Source organism: Sphingomonas faeni (genome assembly GCF_023195535.1).
GTDB classification, from domain to species: domain Bacteria; phylum Pseudomonadota; class Alphaproteobacteria; order Sphingomonadales; family Sphingomonadaceae; genus Sphingomonas; species Sphingomonas faeni_B.
Genome location: NZ_JALPNF010000009.1, coordinates 98,544 through 118,758, shown reverse-complemented (window position 1 = coordinate 118,758; position 20,215 = coordinate 98,544). Strand labels below are relative to the sequence as shown.

Here is a 20,215-nt window from a genome sequence, read left to right as displayed (position 1 = left end):
TGTCAAAGAGCCGACAAAAATACCGACACTCGCATAACCTCCCTTGCGGAAGATTTGGAGCATCTGGTTTTTTGCGACCGCTGCGTCCAGACCGTGTGGCCGTTCGCTGCGGTGACACCCCTCTAGGCGGGGTTCGCAGAACCGTCAAACGCAAATTTCACTTTTGTGGCAATTTTCTCGGCTCCGCGTGTTTAGGACGCCCTTGAGCGGCGAACCCCAGCCTTCACGACGCTGGAGAAAAGTACGATTTTCCCGGGGCTTGTCGTTATGGATGTCGATCCAACGAAGCCTCCCGTTTCAAGACATCGCCTTAATTCGTTGTGAAGGCACATATCGCTACATGACCGACACGATGGATCCTGCGACTCCCGCCCCCCTGCCTACTCCCGTTTCCGCGCTCGTGTCCGCGCCGATATCGGCGGCCGTGCCCGCCGGCGATCAGTCCTCGTTTGCGGTGCAGGTCCGCAGTGCACTGATCTGGCGATCGGGCAGTCAGATCGTCGCGCAGCTGGTGCAGTGGAGTGCCACCTTCCTGGTGATCCGGATCCTTGCCCCCGCGGATTACGGTCTGTTCGCGATGTGCCAGGTGATCCTGACCTTCATGGCGATGCTCAACGGCTATGGGCTGGCAAGCGGGCTTATCCAGCAGAAGGAGATCAGCCACCGCGAAGTACGCCAGCTTTTCGGGATGCTGATCGTGCTCAACGTGGCGCTGGCGATCGCGCAGCTTTCGCTCGCGCCGCTCGCAGCCGCGTATTACCGCCAGCCGATCGTCGGCGACATGCTGCGCGTCCAGGCACTGTTGTATCTGACGACGCCGTTCATCGCGCTGCCCTACGCGTTGCTCTCGCGTGCGATGGATTTCCGCCATCAGGCCAAGGCCAACATTACCGCGTCGATCGCCTCCGCAAGTGCGGCGTTGGGCGGCGCGCTCTACGGGCTCGGCGTGTGGACGTTGGTGGTTGCGCCGGTTGTGCTGTTCAGCGTGCGGGGGGCGATGATGACGTGGTCGGCGCGCTCGCTGGTCTGGCCGAGTTTCGACTTTCGCGGTGCCGGCACGATCGCGCGCTATGGCGGGGTGATGGCGGCGAGCCAGCTGTTCTGGTTCCTGCAAAGCCAGGCCGACGTGTTCATCGCCGGGCGCAGCTTCTCCCCGCATATGCTCGGCATCTACACCACCAGCCTGTTCCTGACGCAGATCTTCGTCTCGAAGTTCGTGCCGCCGCTGAACGAGGTCGCGTTCTCGGCCTATGCCCGGATGCAGCACGACCCCGACGCGATCGGCCGCGCGTTCGTGCGCGGCGTGCGGATGGTGATGATCGTGGCGATGCCGTTCTACATGGGGCTGGCGGCGACCTCCGAACCGCTCGTGCTGACGATGCTGGGCGAGAAATGGCGCGAGACCGCACCCGTCGTCCACCTGCTGGCGCTCGCAATGCCGTTCATGACGTTGCAGGTGTTGTTCACGCCGGCATCGGATGCGCGTGGCCGGCCCGGGGTCGGCGTGCGCAACGGCGCGACCGGGGCCGTCATTCTGGCGATCGCGTTCCTGATCGGTGTGCAGTGGGGACCGACCGGGATGGCGATCGCCTGGATCGCCGCCTATCCCTTGTATCTGGCGATCAGCGCTTGGCGGACGTTGCCGGTGATCGGCGTGCGTGCGCGGGATGTAGCCTCCGCGGTCGCATCGCCGGTGTTCGCCGGAATCGCGATGGCGCTGGTGGTCGGACTGGTCGACCGCACCCTGCCGCCGCTCGACGCGCCCTGGCGGCTGGCGATCCTCGTGCCGATCGGCGTCGTGGTCTATGCCGGCTGGATGCTGATCTTCGCCCGCGCGACGATCCGCGAGGTAATCGCGATCGCCCGGAAGCAGCCGCTTCCCGCCTGATCGGGCGCGCTTACGCTACGCCGACTGGATATATTCGCGCATCGCCGCAGCGTCGGCCTCGATCCGGTCGATCCGGTATTTGACGAGATCGCCGATCGACACGAAGCCGACCAAAGTGTCGCCGTCGATCACCGGCAGATGACGAATCCGGCGCTGCGTCATCAGCGACAGCGCACCGATCGCCGATTCGTTGGAGCCGATCGATTTCACCGCGGTCGTCATCACGTCGCCGATCCGACGATCCAGCGCGGCGGCGCCATCGGCCTGCAGGCAGTGAATCACGTCGCGTTCGGAAAATATCCCGACCACCCGGCCGTTCTCGATCACCGGCGCTGCGCCGATCCGCTTCTCCGCAAGCAGCGCCACCGCGCCCGCCACCGTCGAATCGGGATGCAGCGACTGGACGTCCGCTGCCCCTTTGCCGTTCAGGATTGCCGCGATCGTCATCTTCGCCTCTCCATCGCCCGCGTCTTGGTCGCGCGTGGATTGAAGAAACCATGTTTGCGCGGCAATGGGAAGCAATGAGCGATCCACCCCCCGGCCTGGACGACCCGGACTATGCCGCCTTTGCCTGGGCGCGGTTCCGCGGGATCATGGCGTGGATGACGCTGGCCGCCGCGATCATCGTCGCCGCGATCATCGTCGCGATGGCGCATATCCAGGGGCCGCTTCACTTGGTGACGATGCTCGCGGTGATCGGCGGGGTCGGCGGATCGGTGATGATGGCCGGCCTGCTGATGGGGTTGGCGTTTCTGAGTTCGGGCAGCGGGCATGACGAGGACGTGACCCGGATCGACTGACGGGGCCGGCGTTGAGAGTGCGGCCCCCCTTCGTGCGGCGAGGGCTCGGGCTGGAGCTTAGGCTGGGGTGAGCACGCGCTCTCGACCGGTGCGGACGTGGATGGCGCGAGCCCACCCCCGGCCCCCTCCCGCAAGCGGGCGGGGGAGACGAAAGGCATTGCGCGCGTCCTCCGATCAATGACGCTCTTCAAAGAAAAAGGCCGGCACCGCGCGAGGCGGTACCGACCCTTTTCTTCAGCTATCGGCCGATGCCAGCGCGAGGTTTAGCCCGCCTGCACCTCATCCGGCACTGCGCGAACGCGGCGGCGGCGGGGCTTTTCCTCGGTCGCCGTATCGCTCGGTGCCGCGTCGGGCGCGGGCGAAGGCGCGACCGTTGCCGAGATTCCGAGCGACGGCGGCAGGCGATCCGCGTCGAACGCGGCCGGTGCGGCATTGTCATCGGTCGCCGGTGCATCGAGGCTCCGGTCGCGGCGTGGTCGACCACGGCCACGGCGCGGCGTCTCATCGGTAGCGGACGCGATGGTTTCCACTGCCGCAGCCTGCGGTGCGTCGGCCGAGTCGTTCGCCGTCTCAATCACCGGGCGCTGCGCGTCTGCATCCGGGTTCGCGCCGCTCTCGCCAGCCTGCGCCGCGTTGGCGCGTGGGGTACGGCGGATCGTCTCACGCTGTGGCATGTCGCGCGTATCGCCGCGCGGCTCGCGCTGTTGCGTTTCACGGGGCTGACTGTCTCGATCCTGGTTGTCCCGAGCCTGCGCTTCACGCGCCTGGCCCTGCTCTTCACCATTCTGGTCGTCGCGCGGCTGATTGCGCTGCTGGTTGCGCTGCGAATCCCCGCGAACGCGGTCCTCGCGCTGGCCTTCGCTGCGGGGACCCTCGTTACGCTGACCTTCGTAGCGGTTGTTCTCGTACCGCGGGCGCTCTTCGCGCTGGGGACGGTCTTCGCGCTGCGGCCGGTCCTCGCGGTTCTGGTTGTCGCGGCTCTGGTTGTCGCGGCTCTGGTTGTCGCGGCTCTGGCCCTCACGATTCTGGCCCTCACGATTCTGACGGGGCGCGTTCTGGTACTGGCCATTCTGCTGGCCGCCATTCTGTTCGGCCCGGTTCTGATCTGGCGCACCCTGCTGCTCGCCCGAACGGATCGGCTCGCCCTCGTCGCCGTAATCGTCGTCGCCGTCGAGATCGAAGGGCTGCTGGCGACGCGGCTGCTGCTGCGCCTGCGGCTGGCTCTCTTCGAAGCGGGCGCGGGTTTCGCTCAGGACGCGGAAATAATGGTCCGCGAACTGGAGGTAATATTCGATGTTGACGCGGTCGCCCTGCATCTGTGCGTCGCGCGCGAGATTCTTGTACTTCTCGTACAGCTGGCTCGCGTTGCCGCGCGCGCGGCTGTCGATGCGGTTGCCGGTGTCGCGACCGTTCTGACCGCCGCCGCCACCTTGGCGTTGACCGCCACCGCCACCACCGCCGCCATTATTATTGTTGCCACGACCGCGACGGCGGCCGGCTTGCCGGTTGTTGATCAAGCTTGTGTCCTCAGTCGTCGAACCAAAATCTGGTCGTGCTCCGAAATGCGGTGCAAACCCCCCGCCGCGCAGCGATGATCCGTTCGAGATCGCTGGTCGGACTTCCCAGGGCCGCCGGACTGCAGCGACTTCAAGGCGAAGGATGCGGGTCAACGCTCAAAACCGACCATAATGTCGAGAGTGCGTGCCCCTGCCCACGTGATAGCGGCCCCGAAGGGCCTACTACAAGCGAAATGTACGTATTCGCGCCATATTCTTCAAGGCGCGGCTTTGGTGGCGACGAGCGCGCGGGGGTTGCCGCCATAGTCGTGGTGGAGCGCGACGCGAAGACCTTGGGCTTCGAGCAGCGCCGTGACGGGCGCGCCTTGGGTCGATCCGATCTCGATCACCGCTGCGCCACCGGGGGCGATCAGCGCCGGGAGCTGTGCGGCGAGGATGCGGTAGTCGTCGAGCCCGTCGCGGCCGGCGAACAGAGCGGCGTGCGGTTCGTGATCGTGGACTTCGCGCGGGAGCGTCTCGTCGGTGGCGATGTAGGGCGGGTTGGCGAGGATCAGGTCGAACTGGCCCGAGATGGCGCTGGCCCAGCTACCGCGGACGAAATGGGTGCGGTCGGTCATGCCGAGGGTTGCGGCGTTAGCTCGGGCGTAGCTGAGCGCTTGGGGGGAATAGTCGACGCCGAGGCCTTCGGCGGGCCATTCGTCGAGGGCAGCGAGGAGCAGCGTGCCGGGGCCGGTGCCGAGGTCGAGCACGGTCGCGGGCGCGCGGCCGGCGAAGTGCGCCTGGGCGGCGATCAGGAGCGTTTCGCTGTCGGCGCGGGGGACGAGCGCGCCGGGGCCGATGGCGAGGTCGATCGACCAGAAGCCGCGGGTGCCGGTGATGTAGGCGATCGGCTCGTGGCTGAGGCGGCGTTCGACGAGGGGGGCGAAGGCGGCGGGGACGGTGTAGCGGGTCGGGTCGAGGAGGATGGCGTTACGCTCGACGCCGAGCGCGTGCGCCATCAGGAGTTCCGCGTCGAGGCGGGGGGTGGCGGAGAACGCAAACTGTGCCGCGGCGGTGGCGATGGCTGCGCTGACTGCTCCCCTTCCGCTTGCGGGAGGGGTCGGGGGAGGGGCGATCACCGGGCGGTGGCGTTTGTGGAGCGCCCCTCCCCTAACCCCTCCCGCAAGCGGAAGGGGAATGCCGTCGCGGCTGGGGCGGGCTCAGCCATCCAGCTGCGCCAGCCGGTCGGCCTCATCCTGCGCGACCAGCGCGCCGATCAGTTCGTCCATCTCGCCCGCGACGATCTCCGGCAGGCGGTGCAGCGTCAGGTTGATGCGGTGATCGGTCACGCGGCCCTGCGGGAAGTTGTACGTGCGGATGCGCTCCGAGCGATCGCCCGAACCGACCATCGACTTCCGCGCGCCTGCCCGCTCGGCATGCAACCGATCGCGCTCCGCCTCGTACAGCCGGGTCCGGAGCACGCGGAGGGCCTTGGCCTTGTTCTTGTGCTGCGATTTCTCGTCCTGCTGGATCACCGTCAGCCCGGTCGGGATGTGGACGATACGCACCGCCGAGTCCGTCGTGTTGACCGACTGGCCGCCGGGGCCCGACGAGCGATAGACGTCGATGCGCAGATCCTTGTCATCGATCTTGACGTCGACCTCCTCCGCCTCGGGCAGCACCGCGACGGTCGCCGCCGAGGTGTGGATCCGCCCGCCAGCCTCGGTGGTGGGCACGCGCTGGACGCGGTGGACGCCGCTTTCGAACTTGAGTTTGGCGAACACGCCCTGCCCGGTGACGCTGGCGACGACTTCCTTGAAGCCGCCCGCGTCGGACGACGAGCCAGAGATCATCTCGACCCGCCAGCCCTGCGATTCGGCATAGCGCTGGTACATGCGGAACAGATCGCCCGCGAACAGCGCCGCCTCGTCGCCGCCGGTGCCGGCGCGGATTTCGAGCATCGCGGCGCGTTCGTCGGCCGCATCGCGCGGCAGCAGCGCGAGCGCGAGCTTGCGGTCGGCGGTTTCGAGCAGCGTGCGGTTCTCGTGCAGCTCCTCGGACGCCATCGCGCGCAGTTCGTCATCGGCATCGTCGGCCATGAACGCGAGGCTCTCCGCCTCCTGCCGCAACCGGCGCACTTCGGTGGCGGCTTGGGCGACGGGTTCGAGCTCGGCATATTCCTTCGACACCGCGACGAAGCGGTCGGAAGGGAGATCGCCGGTCGACATGAGCGCCTGCAGCTCGTCACGCCGCGCCTCGATCGCGCGGATGCGGTCGGGGGAGATTTGGGTCATGCTTCAGCCACCCCACCCGTCATCCCAGCGAAAGCTGGGACCTCACTGGGGCGGGTGCTGCGTCCGCCAACCGGGATATCCCAGCTTTCGCTGGGATGACGGGTGGGGGGCGAGCCGGCAGACGGGGCGACGTTCAACGCAGCGCCTCCGCCAGATCGGCGAACGCGACCTCGGCTTGCGTCCCTGCGCCGAGCGTCTTTACCGCTGCCACGCCCTTGGCGAGTTCGTCGTCGCCGATGATGATCGCGAACCGGGCGCCGAGCGCATCCGCCTTCGCCATCCGCGCCTTCATCTTGCCTTTGTACGCCATCTCGACTGCCAAGCCAGCCCGCCGCAGATCGGCGACGATACCGGTCGCGCGCGCTTCCGCCTCAGGCCCCATCGGCACAACGACCGCGTCGATCGTTGCCGCCGCCGGCTCCTCCAGCAGCATAGCCAACCGCTCGACCCCCGCGGCCCAGCCCACGCCTGCCGTCTCCGGCCCGCCGAGCGAGCCGATCAGCCCGTCATATCGGCCGCCCGCCAGCACGGTGCCCTGCGACCCCAGCCGGTCGGTGACGAACTCGAACGCGGTGTGGCGGTAGTAATCGAGGCCGCGGACCAGCCGCGCGTTGCGCTCCCATGCGACGCCCGCCGCATTGAGCCCGGCGGTCACCGCCTCGAAGAACGCACGTGCCTCGTCCGTCAGATACGCATCGATATCCGGCGCGCTGTCGGCGATCGGGCGGTCGCGCGGGTCCTTCGAGTCGAGGATGCGCATCGGGTTCTTCTCGAGCCGGGTCAGGCTGTCCTCGGACAGCTCGCCGCGATGCGCCTCGAAATGCGCCACCAGCGCCTCGCGCCACGCATCGCGCGTCGCCGCGTCGCCCAGCGTGTTGAGCTGCAACGTCACGCCCTCGGAAATGCCGAGTTCGCGGAGCAACTGGTCCGCCAGCACGAGCAAGTCGACGTCCGCCGCCGGTTCCGCGGCACCGATCACCTCGGCATCGATCTGGTGGAACTGGCGGAAGCGTCCCTTTTGCGGGCGTTCGTAGCGGAACACCGGGCCGCTGGTGGTGAGCTTCAGCGGTGCGAACTGCTGCCAGCCTTCGGTCAGGTACGCGCGCGCGATGCCGGCGGTGAACTCCGGGCGGAGCGTGAGCGAATCCCCACCGCGATCCTCGAACGTGTACATTTCCTTCGACACGACGTCGGTCGTCTCACCCAGCGAGCGCGCGAACACCGCGGTCGATTCGAACACCGGGATATCAACGCGCTGGAAGCAATACAGCGCCCGCACGCGTTCGAAGGTGGCGAGGACGTGCGCGAAGCGGCGCTGCTCGTCGCCGAAAATGTCCTGGGTGCCTCGGATGCGGCGCGGGGTTTCTATTCTTGCCATGATGCGCGCGTATCTAGGCGACGTCCTCCCGAAGCGCTAGCGCTGTGGCATGAGCAATCCCGCCGGATCCGACCGGGCCAGATATTGGGGGCTGGGCCAGCGCATCGCGCCGCCGCGCTTCATCCTGTTCGGCCTGGTCTTCGCGGTCGGACTGGCGGTGCTGATCCCGATGCTCGGCCTCGGTCGCGGCACGATGGCGGCGTTCGACATCGCCGCGCTCGTCTTCCTGATCGCGGTCTCGACGCTGTTCCGCCACGCCACCGCCGATCGCATGCGCCGCGCCGCCGACGAGAACGACGCCAATCGTGGGGTATTGCTCGCGTTCAGCGTGACGATCCTGCTGGTCATCCTGGTCGCCGTAGCAAAGGAATTGCAGGGCAAGACCGACATGCTCGCGATCGTCCTCGCGGTGACCACTTTGGTGTTCGCCTGGCTGTTCTCGAACATGATCTACACGCTCCACTACGCGCACCAATATTATAGCGACGCGGGCGAGGACGGCGGTACTGAGGGCGAAGACGCGAAAGGCCTGGATTTCCCTAAGTGCGACGAGCCCGATTACTGGGACTTCGCCTATTTCGCGTTCACGCTCGGCATGACGTTCCAGACTTCCGACGTCGACATCACGTCGCGCCGCGTGCGCAAGACCGCGCTGGGCCAGTGCATGGCGGCGTTCGTGTTCAACATCGGCGTGCTGGCGTTCACGATCAACGTGCTCGGAAGCCGGTGAGCGCTACCCGCCGGGTTACTTCGCCGTCCACTTCCCCATCCAGCCCAGCACCTCGCCATACCATTGCCGCGAGTTCTTCGGCTTCAAGACCCAGTGGTTCTCGCCCGGATTGACCAGCAGCCGCGACGGAATCCCGCGCCGCTGGAGCGCGGTGAACGCCGCCAGCCCCTGCGTGTACGGAATGCGGAAGTCCTTCTCGCCGGTGATCACCAGCATCGGCGTCTTCCACTTCGCCACGTAGTTGACCGGGTTCCATTTCTCGAACGCCTGCGGGTCCTCGTAATAGGCCTTGCCGCCATGCTCCCATTCGTCGAACCAGAGCTCCTCGGTCTCGTACGCCATCGCGCGCGCGTCGAACACGCCGTCATGCTGGACGATGCACTTGAAGCGATCGGGCCACTGCCCCTCGAACCAGTTCATCATATAGCCGCCGTACGACGCGCCCAATGCGCACGCGTTGTCCGCATCGAGCCACGCGAACTTGTCGGTCGCAGCCTTCAGCCCCTTTTGCAGATCCTCGAGCGGCCAGCCGCCCCAGTTGTTGCTGATCGCGTCGGTGAAGCCCTGCCCGTAGCCGGTCGACCCGTGGAAATCGACCGCGACCAGGCCATAGCCGGCCCCCGCGAACACCGCGGGGTTCCAGCGATACGACCAGCTGTTGTTGCTCGATCCCTGCGGCCCGCCATGGACCATGTACGCGATCGGCACTTTCCCCGCGGCTCCAAACGGCTTCACCGCATAGCCCCAGACGGTGTCGGCGTTCGCGCCCTTGAAGTTGAACCGCGTGACGGTCGGCATGTCGATCCCGGCGAGCTTCGTCGCGTTGACCTGGGTTAGGCGCTGCGGCGCACCAGTGCCCGCGACGCGGTAGAAATCGGCGGGTGCGGTGAGGCTGTCGATCGCCACCACAGGCCCACGCGGGGTAATCGCAACCGCGCTGACATGGCCCTCCTGGGTCAGCCGCGTGACCGCGCCGCTGGCCGCGTCAACGCGGAACAGCGGGGTTTCCTGCGTGTCGTCCGCCGTCACGTAGAGCGACTTCGAGTCGGGCGCCCACGCAATCGAGCCGACCGACCGGTCCCAGCGCTCGGTCAGCGAGAACGTCTTGCCGCTGGCGATGTCGCGCAGCGTCAGAACCTGGCGATCCGCCTCGAACCCGGGCCGCCGCATCGCGAAATAGGCGAGCATGCGGCCATCGGGCGATACCGTCGGGAGGTTGTCGGTCGCCTTGTTGGCGGCGGTGAGGTTGACCGGTGCGGTCGAGCCGTCCGCAGGCACCGAGAAGATGTCGAGATTGGTCGACAGCGCCTCGATCCGGCCAGCCTCGCGCATCGCGAAATAGACGGTGCGGCCGTCCGGGCTCCACGAGACTTCCTCGCCGCCACCGAACGGCTTGGAGGGCGCATCGCCGACCAGCGCACCGACCAGCGGAACGCCGTTGCCGGTCGCGCCTGCGGGGGTCAGCGGCAGGACGAACAGCTGCGAGCGCGTGCCGTCCGCCCACGTATCCCAATGTCGTACGAACAGTTGGTCGTAGGTCCGCCCGGCCCCAGCGTTCGGGTCCTTCTTCACCATCGCCGGTTCGAGGCTCGGCGCACCCGGCGTGCGATCCGCCCAGACGAGCATCTTGTCGCCGGTCGGAGCAACCTTGAAGCCGCTGAACCCGCCCTTGAAAGCGGTCAGCTTGCGCGGCGTGCCGCCGGTGACGGGCACCGACCAGACCGCATCCTCGCCGCCCTTGTCGGACGTGAAATACACCGTGCTGCCGACGATCTGCGGGTCGTTCTCGTTGACCTGCGGATCGGCGAGCAGCTTCACCGGCGCGGCGCCGGGCTTGCTCAGGTCGAGCCGCCAGAGATCGAAGCGCCCCTTGTCGGCGGCAAGATCGGTTTCGCGCTGCGCCCAGACGAGCCAGCGCCCGTCCTGCGACGCAGTCGGCGCGCCGACGCGGCTGAGCATCGTCACGTCGTCGATGGTGAGTTGCCGGGCGGCGGCAGGAACACTCGCAAGGGCGAGCACGGCAAGGCTGGCGGAGAGCATGATCTTCATGGGCCGCTTGATAGAACGCATGCGGGAGCGCGCGCAATCGCCGGGATCTGGCCGGGGCTTGTTTAGCCGGGCCGCGGTTGAAGAGGTTGCCCTAACGCCATCCAGCCACCAGTTTGCGACATCCACCGGTTCGCCCCCCGGCCTCTGCCTGGGTGATGGAATCGTTGGAACGCCATTTTGCGATCGGTGTTCGTGCATGACCCCGCTAGGTCCGCTCCATGCCCCTCAAACACTCCTTCCCCCCGATCGTTTCGCCCGATGCCCGCCTTCTCGTCCTGGGCAGTCTGCCCGGCGACCGCTCGCTCGCCGCACAGCGCTATTACGCGCATCCCCAGAACCAGTTCTGGCAGTTGCTGTCGCCGGTCGTGGGACGCGACCTCGTCGCGCTCGCCTATGACGATCGCCTCGCCGTGCTGCGCGAGCATCGGGTCGCGCTTTGGGACGTGATCGGATCGGCCAGCCGCCCAGGCAGCACCGACGCCGCGATCAACGATATCAAGGGCAACGACATCGCCGGCCTCGTCGCGACACTCCCGCACCTGCGCGCGATCGCGTTCAACGGGGGCACGGCGCTGAAACAGGGCATGAAGCTGTTAGGCCGCGATTTTATCGGACCGGAGATCGTCGCGCTCCCCTCCAGCAGCCCGCTTCACACCGTCGGCATCGCCGCAAAGCAGCCCGCCTGGAGCGCACTCGCCGCGTTCCTGCTAGGCCCGCCCGCCTAGCGCCCCAGCCGAGACGCAGGACCACCCTTTACGACCCCATGGTCCCCGCCTTCCGCCACGGCTTTGCCGACCCGATCTGCACCGCACGAGCGACACGGCCAAGGGGCGCAATGCTTCGGCGCGACGAGCAACCACGGCTGGCTTAACCCCGTGCTCTCCGGCAAGGGCAGCGGATGTCGATCGAAAGCTTCATCGCCCAATACGGCCTTGCCGCGATCTTCCTCGGCGCCGCGTTCGAGGGCGAGACCAGCGTCGTCACCGGCGGCTTGCTGGCCCACCAGCATATGCTGCCGCTGGCCGGCAGCGCGGCGGCGGCGGTGGCCGGATCCTTCTTCGCCGACCAGCTCTTCTTCTTCGCCGGTCGCCGTTACCGCGATACCAAGCTGGTCCGCCGGATCGCCGAGAAACCGACCTTCGCCAAGGCGCTCGACACGCTCGATCGCCATCCGACCCTATTCATTCTCAGCTTCCGCTTCCTCTACGGCCTGCGCACCATAAGTCCGATCGCGGTCGGGACCTCGCATGTTCCCGCACGCACCTTCGTGGTGCTCAATGCGATTTCCGCGCTGGTGTGGGGCGTGCTCTTCACCGGGATCGGCTATGTGTTCGGCGACGGCCTGATTGCTCTGGTCGGCCGGATCATGCCACGACAGAAGCTGCTCGGCGTCGCGATCCTGATTGCCGTAATGGCCCTGGTGACCGCCTGCGTCCGGTTCTGGCGCGGGCGGCACGCGCGGAAAACCGCTTCGGGTCAGGCGCGCGCGAACGCCGCGGCATCCTCCACAGTCGATCGATCCGGACGAACGCCCGTATAAAGCACGAACTGCTCCAGCGCCTGCAACGTAGCAACCTCCGCCCCGGTGATGACGCGCTTGCCTGCCGCACGCGCCGCGGCGAGGAACGGCGTCTCGACAGGTAGTGCCACGACGTCGAATGCCACCTCGCACGCAGCGATCAACGGCGCGTCGAACGCCAGCACGTCGGCGTCCGCACCGGCCATGCCGAGCGGCGTCACGTTGACCAGCAGGGGTGCCCCCGCCGCGTCGGGCTCGGCGGCCCAGTCATAGCCATGCGTCTCTGCGAGCGCGCGCCCTGCCCTCTCGTTGCGGGCGACGATCGTTCCGTTCGCAAACCCGGCATCGTGCAACGCCGTCGCCACCGCCTTCGCCATCCCGCCCGATCCGCGCAGGATGAAGCGCATCCGCGGGTCGATGTCGTGCGATCCCAGCAAAAGCCGGACGGCCGTATAATCGGTGTTGAACCCGGTCAGCACGCCCACGCCGTCAATACGATCGTTAACGATCGTATTGACGCTGCTTATCGCCCGCGCCGAGGGATCGAGCACGTCGAGCATCGGGATCACCGCCTCCTTGAACGGCATCGACACCGCGCACCCACGAATGGCGAGCGCGCGAATACCGCCGACCGCGCCGGCCAGATCGTCGGTCGTGAACGCCTTGTAGACGTAATCGAGTCCGAGCACCTCGTAGAGGCGGTTGTGGAACCGCGATCCAAAATTGCCGGGCCGCGCCGCCAGCGACATGCAAAGGCGGGTTTCGCGGCCGATCGGAGGCTTGACGCCCACCTGCTTCACATTCGTCAATTGAGATCGTTCTCGCTGATCACGACGATCTCCTGATCCGGGTCGCGGGCGAGCGCAACCACGCCGAGGCCGGCGATCTCGTCAGCGTGTCGCTTGAAAAGCGCGACGACATCGCCTTCCGGCGCGACCGTGCTCAGCGCTTCGAGCACGTCATATTGCACCGCGAACTGATACCGCTCGTCGCTCACTTCGCCTTCGAACTCGACTTGGCGCAGGTCGCTATTGTCCTCGACGGTCTTCAGATCGATGTCCAACCGGTCTTCGGCCATGCCTATGCACTCCTTGATAGATGGCCGTTAAGCGCGGTTGAACGCTCGATGTTCCGCGATCAGACGTCGAGATTGGCAACGTTGAGCGCGTTGTCCTGGATGAACTCGCGGCGGGGTTCGACGACTTCGCCCATCAGCTGGGTGAAGATCTCGTTCGCACTCTCGGCGTTCAAGGCCGTCACGCGAAGCATCGAGCGTACGGTCGGATCGAGCGTGGTTTCCCAGAGCTGTTCCGCGTTCATCTCGCCCAACCCCTTGTAACGCTGGATCGCGAGACCCTTGCGGCCGGCGGTCAGGATCGCATCGAGCAAATGGCTCGGGCGCGAGACCTGGGTCAAGCCGCGAGTCGCGACGACCGCGGTGGCGGAGCCGATCACGCCGGCTTCAGGTTCTGCACCCTCTTCAGCCGCGGTCTCGACTTCCGGTTCATCCGCCTGCGTCGCCTTGCTGACGGGGACAAGGTTCGAGGTCTGCGCGTAGCTCTCGGCCTGTTCGCCCGATAGCGCGTGGAGTTTGCGCGCTTCGGCGGACACCAAGAAGCTCGCTTCGATGATGTGGTGATCGGTGACACCGCGCCACGCGCGCTGGAAGTGGATGCCGCCGTCTTCGGTCAGCACCGCGGTCCAGCGGGCATCGCCGTCATCGAGTTCGAGACGACGCGTCACGGTTTCGAGACGCGAGGTGCGGTCCTCGACCGACGCCTCGGGATCGAACACGCCGCCGAGCGCCAATGCCTCGATCATCCCGGCGTCGTAGCGCTTGGGGACGTAGCGCATCAGCGTCCGCATCCGGCGCGCGTGATCGACCAGGTCCTTGAGCTTTTCGCCGGTGCGCGTGCCGGCCGGACCTTCGAGGACCATCGTCGAGACACCTGCATCGACCAGATACTCGTCGAGCGCGGCGTCGTCCTTCAGGTACATTTCGGACCGGCCCTTGGTCGCTTTGTACAGCGGTGGCTGGGCAATGTAGAGGTACCCGCCCTCGATGATCTTGGGCATGTGGCGATAGAACAGCGTCAGCAGCAGCGTGCGGATATGCGCGCCGTCGACGTCTGCGTCGGTCATGATGACGATCTTGTGGTAGCGCAGCTTGTCCGCGTTGAAGTCGTCGCGGATGCCGGTGCCCATCGCGGTGATGAGCGTGCCGATCTCGCGGCTCGACAGCATGCGGTCTTCGCGCGCGCGCTCGGTGTTCAGGATCTTGCCGCGTAGGGGAAGGATCGCCTGGAAGTGGCGATCGCGGCCCTGCTTGGCCGAGCCGCCGGCCGAGTCACCCTCGACCAGGAACAGCTCGGACTTGGCGGGATCGCGCTCCTGACAGTCGGCGAGCTTGCCGGGCAGCGAGGCGATGTCCATCACGCCCTTGCGCCGCGTCAGTTCGCGGGCGCGCTTGGCCGCCTCGCGCGCGGCGGCGGCGTCGATGATCTTGGCGACGATCGCCTTGCCGTGCGCGGGGTTCTCTTCCAGCCACTCCGCCATCTTGTCGGCCATCAGGCTTTCCAAGGGCTGACGGACTTCGGACGAGACGAGCTTGTCCTTGGTCTGGCTGCTGAACTTCGGATCGGGCAGCTTGACCGAGACGATTGCGGTGAGGCCCTCGCGCATGTCGTCGCCGGTGAGCTGGACCTTTTCCTTCTTCAACATGCCGGATTTCTCGGCATAGTTGTTAAGCGTGCGGGTCAGCGCGGCGCGGAATGCGGCCATGTGCGTGCCGCCGTCGCGCTGCGGAATGTTGTTCGTGAAGGCGAGGACGTTCTCGTAATACGAGTCGTTCCACTGGAGCGCGACGTCCATCGTGACGTCGTCGCGCGTGCCAGTGATCGCGACCGGCTCGGGCATCAACGGCACCTTGGCGCGATCGAGATACTTCACGAACGCGGCGATGCCGCCCTCGTAATAGAGCTCGACGGTCTTCATCTCCTCGTGCCGGGCGTCGGAGAGAAACAGGCGGACGCCCGAGTTGAGGAACGCCAGTTCGCGGTAGCGATGTTCGAGCTTGTCGAAGTCGAAATCGGTGATCTTGAAGGTGGCGGGCGACGGGAAGAAGGTGACGCGCGTGCCCTTCTGGCCCTCGGCCGCGTCGCCGACGATCTTGAGCGGCATCACCGCGTCGCCGAACGCGAAGCGCATGTAATGCTCCTTGCCGTCGCGCCAGATCGTCAGGTCGAGCCACTCGCTGAGCGCGTTGACGACCGAGACGCCGACGCCGTGCAGGCCGCCCGAGACCTTGTACGCATTCTCGTCGTTGGTGTTCTCGAACTTACCGCCGGCGTGGAGCTGGGTCATGATGACCTCGGCTGCGGACACGCCTTCCTCGGTGTGGATGCCGGTCGGGATGCCGCGACCGTTGTCGGTAACGCTGACCGAACCGTCGGCGTTGAGGACGATGTCGATCCGGTCGCAATGCCCGGCGAGCGCCTCGTCGATCGCGTTGTCGCTGACCTCGAACACCATGTGGTGGAGGCCCGACCCGTCGTCGGTATCGCCGATATACATGCCGGGGCGCTTGCGGACCGCGTCGAGGCCCTTGAGGACCTTGATCGAGTCCGCGCCGTAATCGCCCATGTTCGGGACGTTGGGATTATTGGTTTCGGGGTTGGATGCCATGACAAGTATATAGGCACGCAGGGGCCGAAACGGAAGCGAAATGGCCTGCGCGGTGGCGGGGTGGGCGGCGAGCGAAGTGCAGGAAGTGCCGACGCAGGGAGCGTTTTGGCGTGGCTGTGGCGTTCGGGTGTCGGGGGTGTGGGCTTCGAGGGGGTTCGGATCACCATGCGAAGAGGATGACAGGGTCAGGCCGTGCAGGACGACGGCTCGGGCGAACCCGTCACCGCCGATGCACCACCCCGGCGAAGGCGGGGCCCAGATGGAAGGGTCGCGGTAACGACCGACTGCAATTCGCTATCGACGTCCTCCAACTGGGCCCCGGCCTTCGCCGGGGTGGTGGCCAGCGCGGTGGTGGCCGAAGTCCCTCTCCCCTTGGGGAGAGGGAGGGAGGAGTCGCAGGCGACGGAAGGGTGAAGGGGAGTTGGGGCGCGCTCCCGAGCCTCACGCCCCTCACCCTTCCCACCGCAAGGGCGGCGGGCCCCTTCCCTCTCCCCGGCGGGGAGAGGGAGACCGGCCTCAGAAGCGGTCGGCGCGCTGGCCTAGCAGGGTTACCTCTACGCGGCGGTTTAGGCGCATCCCCGCGGCCGTCGCATTCGTCGCGACCGGGTCGCGCTCGCCGTGGCCGACGACGCTGAAACGGGCGCGGACGACGTCCATGTCGTCGAACGCCTGGCGAACGCTGGCCGCGCGACGCTCGGACAGGCCCTGGTTATGCGCGTCGGTGCCGCGCGAATCGGTGAAGCCGTCGATCGCCACGCGGACGCCGGGGTTGGCGCGCAGATAGCGGGCGAGCGGGCGCAGTTTCTCGATCGCGCCGGGACGCAGCACGGCGCTGTCGGTGCGGAACAGCACGTCCTCCTGCAGCGTCAGCGTGGCGCCGCGCGGGGTCTGGCGGAAGCCGTAGTTGCGCATCGCACCGCGATCCCAGGTGGTCACGGTCTCGACCACGGTGGTGCCGCCGCGGCCGCTGCGATAGCCGCGCGGGTCGCGACCGTACGCGTCCCAGTCGAACCGATCGCGACGCGGACCTGCCAGCCGGGCGAATTCCCGGTTGGCGTCGTCGGCTTCCTGGCGGTTGATCCGGCCGTCGCCGTTCGCGTCGAAGTTCGGCATCACGAACTCACGGCCACGCGGTGTATTGCGAAGCTCGGGAAACAGGATCGGCACGCCGGCGCCGACCAGCCGATACCCAGGCCGGGTCCAGGGCGCCGTGCGCGGGTCGAAGCGTGCCTGGCCCTGCGCCAGCGCAGGCGCGACGGTCGCGGTGGCCATCAGGACGCCGAGGGCGGCGCGGGCAAGATTATGGGACATCGTGAACTCTCCGTGATCTTCGATGGGACGGGTTCTGCCCGCGGCCGCTTGAACGCACAGTGACCTCGATCGACAGCCTGTGTTCAGCCGAAGATTATCTCTTTCTTTCAGTGATTAGCGTGGCCTACGGCGATGCGCGTCGCGCCGCTGTCGATCGCGTCGAACAGCGCATCTTCGGTGCCGGTCATCCACACCTGCCCGCGCCCCGATAGCCGCTCGAACAATGCCGCGCGTCGGGCCGGATCGAGATGTGCGGCGACCTCGTCGAGCAGCAGCACCGGCGACTGGCCGGTTCGCTCCGCCACCAGTTCGGCATGCGCGAGGACGATGCCAAGGAGGAGCGCCTTCTGTTCGCCGGTCGACGCGAGCGAGGCTGCGCGCGCCTTGTCGAGATGCGTTACCGCGAGGTCGACCCGGTGCGGGCCGACGAGCGTGCGGCCGGCGGCGGCGTCGCGCGCGCGGCCCTGCGCGAGGTCGGCTTGCAGGCGGGTGGTGTCGCCGGCCCAGCCTTCGAGCGCGAGGCCGGCGCGGGGAAACGGGCCGTCGTCCTGATGCGCGAGCCTCGTGCCGAGCAGCGCGACGGTCGCGCGCCGGGCAGCATCGACCGCGTCGCCGTGCTCGGCCATCTGCGCTTCGAGCGCGGAGACCCAGTCGCCGTCGGGGCGGCCTTCGTCGGCGAGCAGGCGGTTGCGCGCGCGCATCGCCGCGTCGTAGCGGGCGGCGTGGTGCGCGTGGGCGGGGGCGAGGGCCAGCGTGAGGCGGTCGAGAAAGCCCCGGCGTTCGCCGGCGGGGGCGACGAAGAGGCGGTCCATCGCCGGGGTGAGCCAGAGGATCGTGAGCCACTCGGCGAGCGCGTTGGCGGTGGTGGTTGCGCCCTGGATGCGGACGATGCGGCGCTCGGGGGCGGAAGCCAGCGTGCCGGTTGCGACGTCGACTTCGGCGGCGGCTTCCTTCTCCCCTTCCGCTTGCGGGAGGGGGCGGGGGAGGGGCGCGTTTTCCTCGACGCCGGACGCCAGTACGTACGTCGCGCCCTCCCCTGACCCCTCCCGCAAGCGGGAGGGGAATTCGGTGGCGCCGTGCCGCTCGCGTTGTGGGGACAAGGTCGCCGCGACGCCGAAGCCGCCCGCCCCGCCCTGCCTCGCCATCTCGCCGAGAGCCGCTCTCCGCAGCCCGCGGCCGGGCGCGAGCAGCGACACCGCCTCCAGGATATTCGTCTTGCCAGCGCCGTTCTCGCCGGTCAGCACGACGAACCCTGAACTCGGCTGAAGCGTCAGGTCAGCATGGTTGCGGAAATCGGTAAGGACCAGGCGCGACAGCATTGCCCCGGCCTTAGAGCAGTTTCGAAAGAGATTGCATCGCCCTTTTCCGTTCGGCCTGAGCGAAGTCGAAGGGCGCGGCTCAAGCTACGGTGCTTCGACTTCGCTCAGCACGAACGGGGTGGGGCATCGATCTGACCACGCCCCGTTAGCGACACGCCCAGTCCGTTATCAAGCATCGCGTCAGGCGGCGATCCGCTCCGGCGCGATCACGGGTGCAGCCGTCGCGGTCGCCGCCTTCTGCATGCTGAGATACGATGCGAGTTCCGGGCCGAGTTCGCGCTGCGCCCGCAGATAGGCGACCGGCGTGACGATGCCGAGCCGTGAGCGCGCGGCCTCCAGCGGTTCGTGGAGCAGTTCGAGATAATCCTCGCCGGAAATCCACTTCGCTTTGCGCCCATTGCGATAGCCTTCCCAGACCGCCTTCGCGAACAGCTTGCTCCCCGTAACACGCATGCTCTTCAGCGCTGCGGCGGAACCGATCAGCGCCCAGCCGAGCCCGCCGACCTGCGCATAGCTGAACGCGACCAGCGCCGCTTCGCCCATGCTCTCGTCCGCCTTGTAGCCGGTCAGCACGTGCCAGATATCGTGCGTATCGCGGACCCGCCGGCCGAACCACGCATAGGGATGCGCCAGATCGTCCTCGGACGGCACGAGCCGCGAGACCTCGACCAGCCCGTCCGCGGAATAGCCCGTCGTCTCGAGGAAAGTGCGATACGCTGCGCCGACCGTGCCGGGCGCGAAGCTCGCGACGAACGCGGGATCGGAGAAACGCTGCGCTAGTTCGACGCGGTCATAGGCGATCCGCCCGCCTTGCTCGGTGGCGATCAGTCGCGCGTAATTCATCGGTGCATTACCGACGTTCAGCGCGCGCATGATCCGGAACACCTGCGTCGTGTCGTCACCGTTCGCGAGCAATTTCTTGATCGCATCGAACGCCGTACGCCAATCGCGACGACCGGTCGTACCGGGAAACGGAGGAAGCTTCGCCATCGAGTCGACTCCTTACTGACATTGCTGTTAGTACTGGAGCCAATCCTTGCGGTCAAGCCGGCAGTAGAGCGACAACCTCCACACCATTGTGGCGCGCCGCGCCGGCCAATTGCCTGTCGAACGTCGCGAGGCCCAGCGCTTGGTCGACCACGATCGCCAGATGCAGGGCATCACCTGATCGCAGGCCCTTTGGTGGCGATGAGACGAGTCGCTGCGCGTCGACAAAATGGCCAGTTTCGACCGGTATCGACGATAGCGACGTAAGCAGCACCGCCGCAGCCCGTGTGACTTTTGCATGAGTGACGTCGTCAAGCTCACCAAGCCGACGCTTCAGCGCAAGCGCGCCGGCTAACTCGGTGCCGACCCATGCGCTGGCGAATAGCGCACCCGCCGATTGTTCGCGCATCCAAAGATCCGCGACGATGCTGTAGGTTTCTGGGACTAGGAGGGCGACAAGCAGCGACGTGTCACAATAGATCATGACGGCGCATTTCCTCGACCGTCATGCTGCTATTGATGCCCCCGGCGTGATTGACCGTCGTCGCGCGCAACGCCCTCAGCGCATCGAAATCGATGGGCTGGCGGGGTGGCAGAGGTGGCGCCGCTGGCGTGACGCAGGCGAAGTACTGGCCGTCACGCATGATCTGCACGGCCTCGCCAGCTTCGAGCCGGTCGATCAACGTGTCCAGCTCGTCTTTCAGATCCGCGATATTGATCGAGTCCATGATCCGGCTCCTGCCTGTCGCGCCGCTATACC

At 67.0% G+C, this 20,215-nt stretch carries 19 protein-coding genes; 5 read left to right on the top strand and 14 right to left on the bottom strand.

Translation table 11 applies throughout. The annotated features are described in order from the left end of the window. The first annotated feature begins 340 nt into the window (after window positions 1–340). Window positions 341–1,888: a lipopolysaccharide biosynthesis protein gene (locus SPHN_RS15565; protein WP_248524650.1), complete on the top strand. Its 1,548-nt coding sequence runs from the start codon at window positions 341–343 to the stop codon at window positions 1,886–1,888. A 15-nt stretch (window positions 1,889–1,903) separates the two neighbouring features. Here SPHN_RS15565 and SPHN_RS15560 read toward each other — a convergent pair whose 3' ends face one another. Further along, complete coding sequence (locus SPHN_RS15560) at window positions 1,904–2,335, bottom strand: CBS domain-containing protein (protein ID WP_248524648.1); 432 nt, start codon at window positions 2,333–2,335, stop codon at window positions 1,904–1,906. A 74-nt stretch (window positions 2,336–2,409) separates the two neighbouring features. On the opposite strand from SPHN_RS15560, the gene SPHN_RS15555 reads away from it, so the two are divergent. Further along, window positions 2,410–2,688 (top strand): hypothetical protein, encoded by a 279-nt coding sequence (locus tag SPHN_RS15555; protein WP_248524646.1) that lies wholly within the window; start codon window positions 2,410–2,412, stop codon window positions 2,686–2,688. 263 nt (window positions 2,689–2,951) lie between these two features. On the opposite strand, the gene SPHN_RS15550 is transcribed toward SPHN_RS15555, so the two are convergent. The 4 genes from SPHN_RS15550 to hisS all read right to left on the bottom strand — a co-directional run bounded on the left by SPHN_RS15550 (window position 2,952) and on the right by hisS (window position 7,856). Further along, window positions 2,952–4,205: a DUF4167 domain-containing protein gene (locus SPHN_RS15550; protein ID WP_248524645.1), complete on the bottom strand. Its 1,254-nt coding sequence runs from the start codon at window positions 4,203–4,205 to the stop codon at window positions 2,952–2,954. 257 nt (window positions 4,206–4,462) lie between these two features. Next, window positions 4,463–5,266: a peptide chain release factor N(5)-glutamine methyltransferase gene (gene prmC / locus SPHN_RS15545; protein ID WP_248524662.1), complete on the bottom strand. Its 804-nt coding sequence runs from the start codon at window positions 5,264–5,266 to the stop codon at window positions 4,463–4,465. Between the two features lie 138 nt (window positions 5,267–5,404). Beyond that, on the bottom strand, window positions 5,405–6,478 hold the full coding sequence (prfA, locus tag SPHN_RS15540; protein ID WP_056066153.1) for a peptide chain release factor 1: 1,074 nt from the start codon (window positions 6,476–6,478) through the stop codon (window positions 5,405–5,407). 133 nt (window positions 6,479–6,611) lie between these two features. Next, a complete protein-coding gene (gene hisS / locus SPHN_RS15535; RefSeq protein ID WP_248524644.1) occupies window positions 6,612–7,856 on the bottom strand; it encodes a histidine--tRNA ligase in 1,245 nt (414 codons plus the stop codon). A gap of 49 nt (window positions 7,857–7,905) precedes the next feature. Between hisS and SPHN_RS15530 the strand changes: the two genes are divergently transcribed. After that, entirely contained in the window at window positions 7,906–8,586 is a 681-nt protein-coding gene (locus tag SPHN_RS15530; protein ID WP_248524643.1) for a DUF1345 domain-containing protein, read from the top strand. A 15-nt stretch (window positions 8,587–8,601) separates the two neighbouring features. On the opposite strand, the gene SPHN_RS15525 is transcribed toward SPHN_RS15530, so the two are convergent. Next, window positions 8,602–10,635, bottom strand: coding sequence for an alpha/beta hydrolase family protein (locus SPHN_RS15525; RefSeq protein ID WP_248524642.1), 2,034 nt, complete (start codon window positions 10,633–10,635; stop codon window positions 8,602–8,604). A gap of 218 nt (window positions 10,636–10,853) precedes the next feature. On the opposite strand from SPHN_RS15525, the gene SPHN_RS15520 reads away from it, so the two are divergent. Both SPHN_RS15520 and SPHN_RS15515 read left to right on the top strand, forming a co-directional pair. After that, window positions 10,854–11,360: a DNA-deoxyinosine glycosylase gene (locus SPHN_RS15520; protein ID WP_248524641.1), complete on the top strand. Its 507-nt coding sequence runs from the start codon at window positions 10,854–10,856 to the stop codon at window positions 11,358–11,360. Between the two features lie 173 nt (window positions 11,361–11,533). Next, window positions 11,534–12,175 carry a DedA family protein gene (locus SPHN_RS15515; protein WP_248524640.1) on the top strand — a complete coding sequence of 214 codons (642 nt, stop codon included), beginning with the start codon at window positions 11,534–11,536 and terminating at the stop codon, window positions 12,173–12,175. Here SPHN_RS15515 and SPHN_RS15510 read toward each other — a convergent pair. The 8 genes from SPHN_RS15510 to SPHN_RS15475 all read right to left on the bottom strand — a co-directional run bounded on the left by SPHN_RS15510 (window position 12,112) and on the right by SPHN_RS15475 (window position 20,183). Next, the gene (locus SPHN_RS15510; RefSeq protein WP_248524661.1) at window positions 12,112–12,945 is read right to left on the bottom strand and encodes a shikimate 5-dehydrogenase; all 834 of its coding nucleotides are present in this window, start codon (window positions 12,943–12,945) and stop codon (window positions 12,112–12,114) included. The two genes, SPHN_RS15515 and SPHN_RS15510, sit on opposite strands and share 64 nt — an antisense overlap. 14 nt (window positions 12,946–12,959) lie before the next feature. Next, window positions 12,960–13,232 carry a hypothetical protein gene (locus tag SPHN_RS15505; RefSeq protein WP_248524639.1) on the bottom strand — a complete coding sequence of 91 codons (273 nt, stop codon included), beginning with the start codon at window positions 13,230–13,232 and terminating at the stop codon, window positions 12,960–12,962. Between the two features lie 59 nt (window positions 13,233–13,291). Further along, window positions 13,292–15,838: a DNA topoisomerase (ATP-hydrolyzing) subunit B gene (gene gyrB, locus SPHN_RS15500; RefSeq protein WP_248524638.1), complete on the bottom strand. Its 2,547-nt coding sequence runs from the start codon at window positions 15,836–15,838 to the stop codon at window positions 13,292–13,294. Window positions 15,839–16,354: 516 nt separating this feature from the next. Beyond that, window positions 16,355–17,149, bottom strand: coding sequence for an OmpA family protein (locus tag SPHN_RS15495; RefSeq protein WP_248524636.1), 795 nt, complete (start codon window positions 17,147–17,149; stop codon window positions 16,355–16,357). A gap of 107 nt (window positions 17,150–17,256) precedes the next feature. Continuing rightward, complete coding sequence (locus SPHN_RS15490) at window positions 17,257–18,468, bottom strand: DNA replication/repair protein RecF (RefSeq protein WP_248524634.1); 1,212 nt, start codon at window positions 18,466–18,468, stop codon at window positions 17,257–17,259. A 180-nt stretch (window positions 18,469–18,648) separates the two neighbouring features. Next, window positions 18,649–19,458 carry a Coq4 family protein gene (locus SPHN_RS15485; RefSeq protein ID WP_248524633.1) on the bottom strand — a complete coding sequence of 270 codons (810 nt, stop codon included), beginning with the start codon at window positions 19,456–19,458 and terminating at the stop codon, window positions 18,649–18,651. Window positions 19,459–19,510: 52 nt separating this feature from the next. Next, on the bottom strand, window positions 19,511–19,939 hold the full coding sequence (locus tag SPHN_RS15480) for a type II toxin-antitoxin system VapC family toxin (RefSeq protein WP_248524632.1): 429 nt from the start codon (window positions 19,937–19,939) through the stop codon (window positions 19,511–19,513). After that, on the bottom strand, window positions 19,926–20,183 hold the full coding sequence (locus SPHN_RS15475; protein WP_248524631.1) for a type II toxin-antitoxin system Phd/YefM family antitoxin: 258 nt from the start codon (window positions 20,181–20,183) through the stop codon (window positions 19,926–19,928). The genes SPHN_RS15480 and SPHN_RS15475 overlap by 14 nt, the downstream gene beginning before the upstream one ends. Window positions 20,184–20,215: the final 32 nt, after the last annotated feature.

What these genes read in the sequence shown, in the direction of transcription:
- SPHN_RS15565 (WP_248524650.1), top strand. Translation starts at nt 341, where the DNA reads ATGACCGACACGATGGATCCTGCGACTCCCGCCCCCCTGCCTACTCCC.
- SPHN_RS15560 (WP_248524648.1), bottom strand. Translation starts at nt 2,335, where the DNA reads ATGACGATCGCGGCAATCCTGAACGGCAAAGGGGCAGCGGACGTCCAG.
- SPHN_RS15555 (WP_248524646.1), top strand. Translation starts at nt 2,410, where the DNA reads ATGAGCGATCCACCCCCCGGCCTGGACGACCCGGACTATGCCGCCTTT.
- prfA (WP_056066153.1), bottom strand. Translation starts at nt 6,478, where the DNA reads ATGACCCAAATCTCCCCCGACCGCATCCGCGCGATCGAGGCGCGGCGT.
- hisS (WP_248524644.1), bottom strand. Translation starts at nt 7,856, where the DNA reads ATGGCAAGAATAGAAACCCCGCGCCGCATCCGAGGCACCCAGGACATT.
- SPHN_RS15530 (WP_248524643.1), top strand. Translation starts at nt 7,906, where the DNA reads ATGAGCAATCCCGCCGGATCCGACCGGGCCAGATATTGGGGGCTGGGC.
- SPHN_RS15525 (WP_248524642.1), bottom strand. Translation starts at nt 10,635, where the DNA reads ATGAAGATCATGCTCTCCGCCAGCCTTGCCGTGCTCGCCCTTGCGAGT.
- SPHN_RS15520 (WP_248524641.1), top strand. Translation starts at nt 10,854, where the DNA reads ATGCCCCTCAAACACTCCTTCCCCCCGATCGTTTCGCCCGATGCCCGC.
- SPHN_RS15515 (WP_248524640.1), top strand. Translation starts at nt 11,534, where the DNA reads ATGTCGATCGAAAGCTTCATCGCCCAATACGGCCTTGCCGCGATCTTC.
- SPHN_RS15505 (WP_248524639.1), bottom strand. Translation starts at nt 13,232, where the DNA reads ATGGCCGAAGACCGGTTGGACATCGATCTGAAGACCGTCGAGGACAAT.
- gyrB (WP_248524638.1), bottom strand. Translation starts at nt 15,838, where the DNA reads ATGGCATCCAACCCCGAAACCAATAATCCCAACGTCCCGAACATGGGC.
- SPHN_RS15495 (WP_248524636.1), bottom strand. Translation starts at nt 17,149, where the DNA reads ATGTCCCATAATCTTGCCCGCGCCGCCCTCGGCGTCCTGATGGCCACC.
- SPHN_RS15490 (WP_248524634.1), bottom strand. Translation starts at nt 18,468, where the DNA reads ATGCTGTCGCGCCTGGTCCTTACCGATTTCCGCAACCATGCTGACCTG.
- SPHN_RS15485 (WP_248524633.1), bottom strand. Translation starts at nt 19,458, where the DNA reads ATGGCGAAGCTTCCTCCGTTTCCCGGTACGACCGGTCGTCGCGATTGG.
- SPHN_RS15480 (WP_248524632.1), bottom strand. Translation starts at nt 19,939, where the DNA reads ATGATCTATTGTGACACGTCGCTGCTTGTCGCCCTCCTAGTCCCAGAA.
- SPHN_RS15475 (WP_248524631.1), bottom strand. Translation starts at nt 20,183, where the DNA reads ATGGACTCGATCAATATCGCGGATCTGAAAGACGAGCTGGACACGTTG.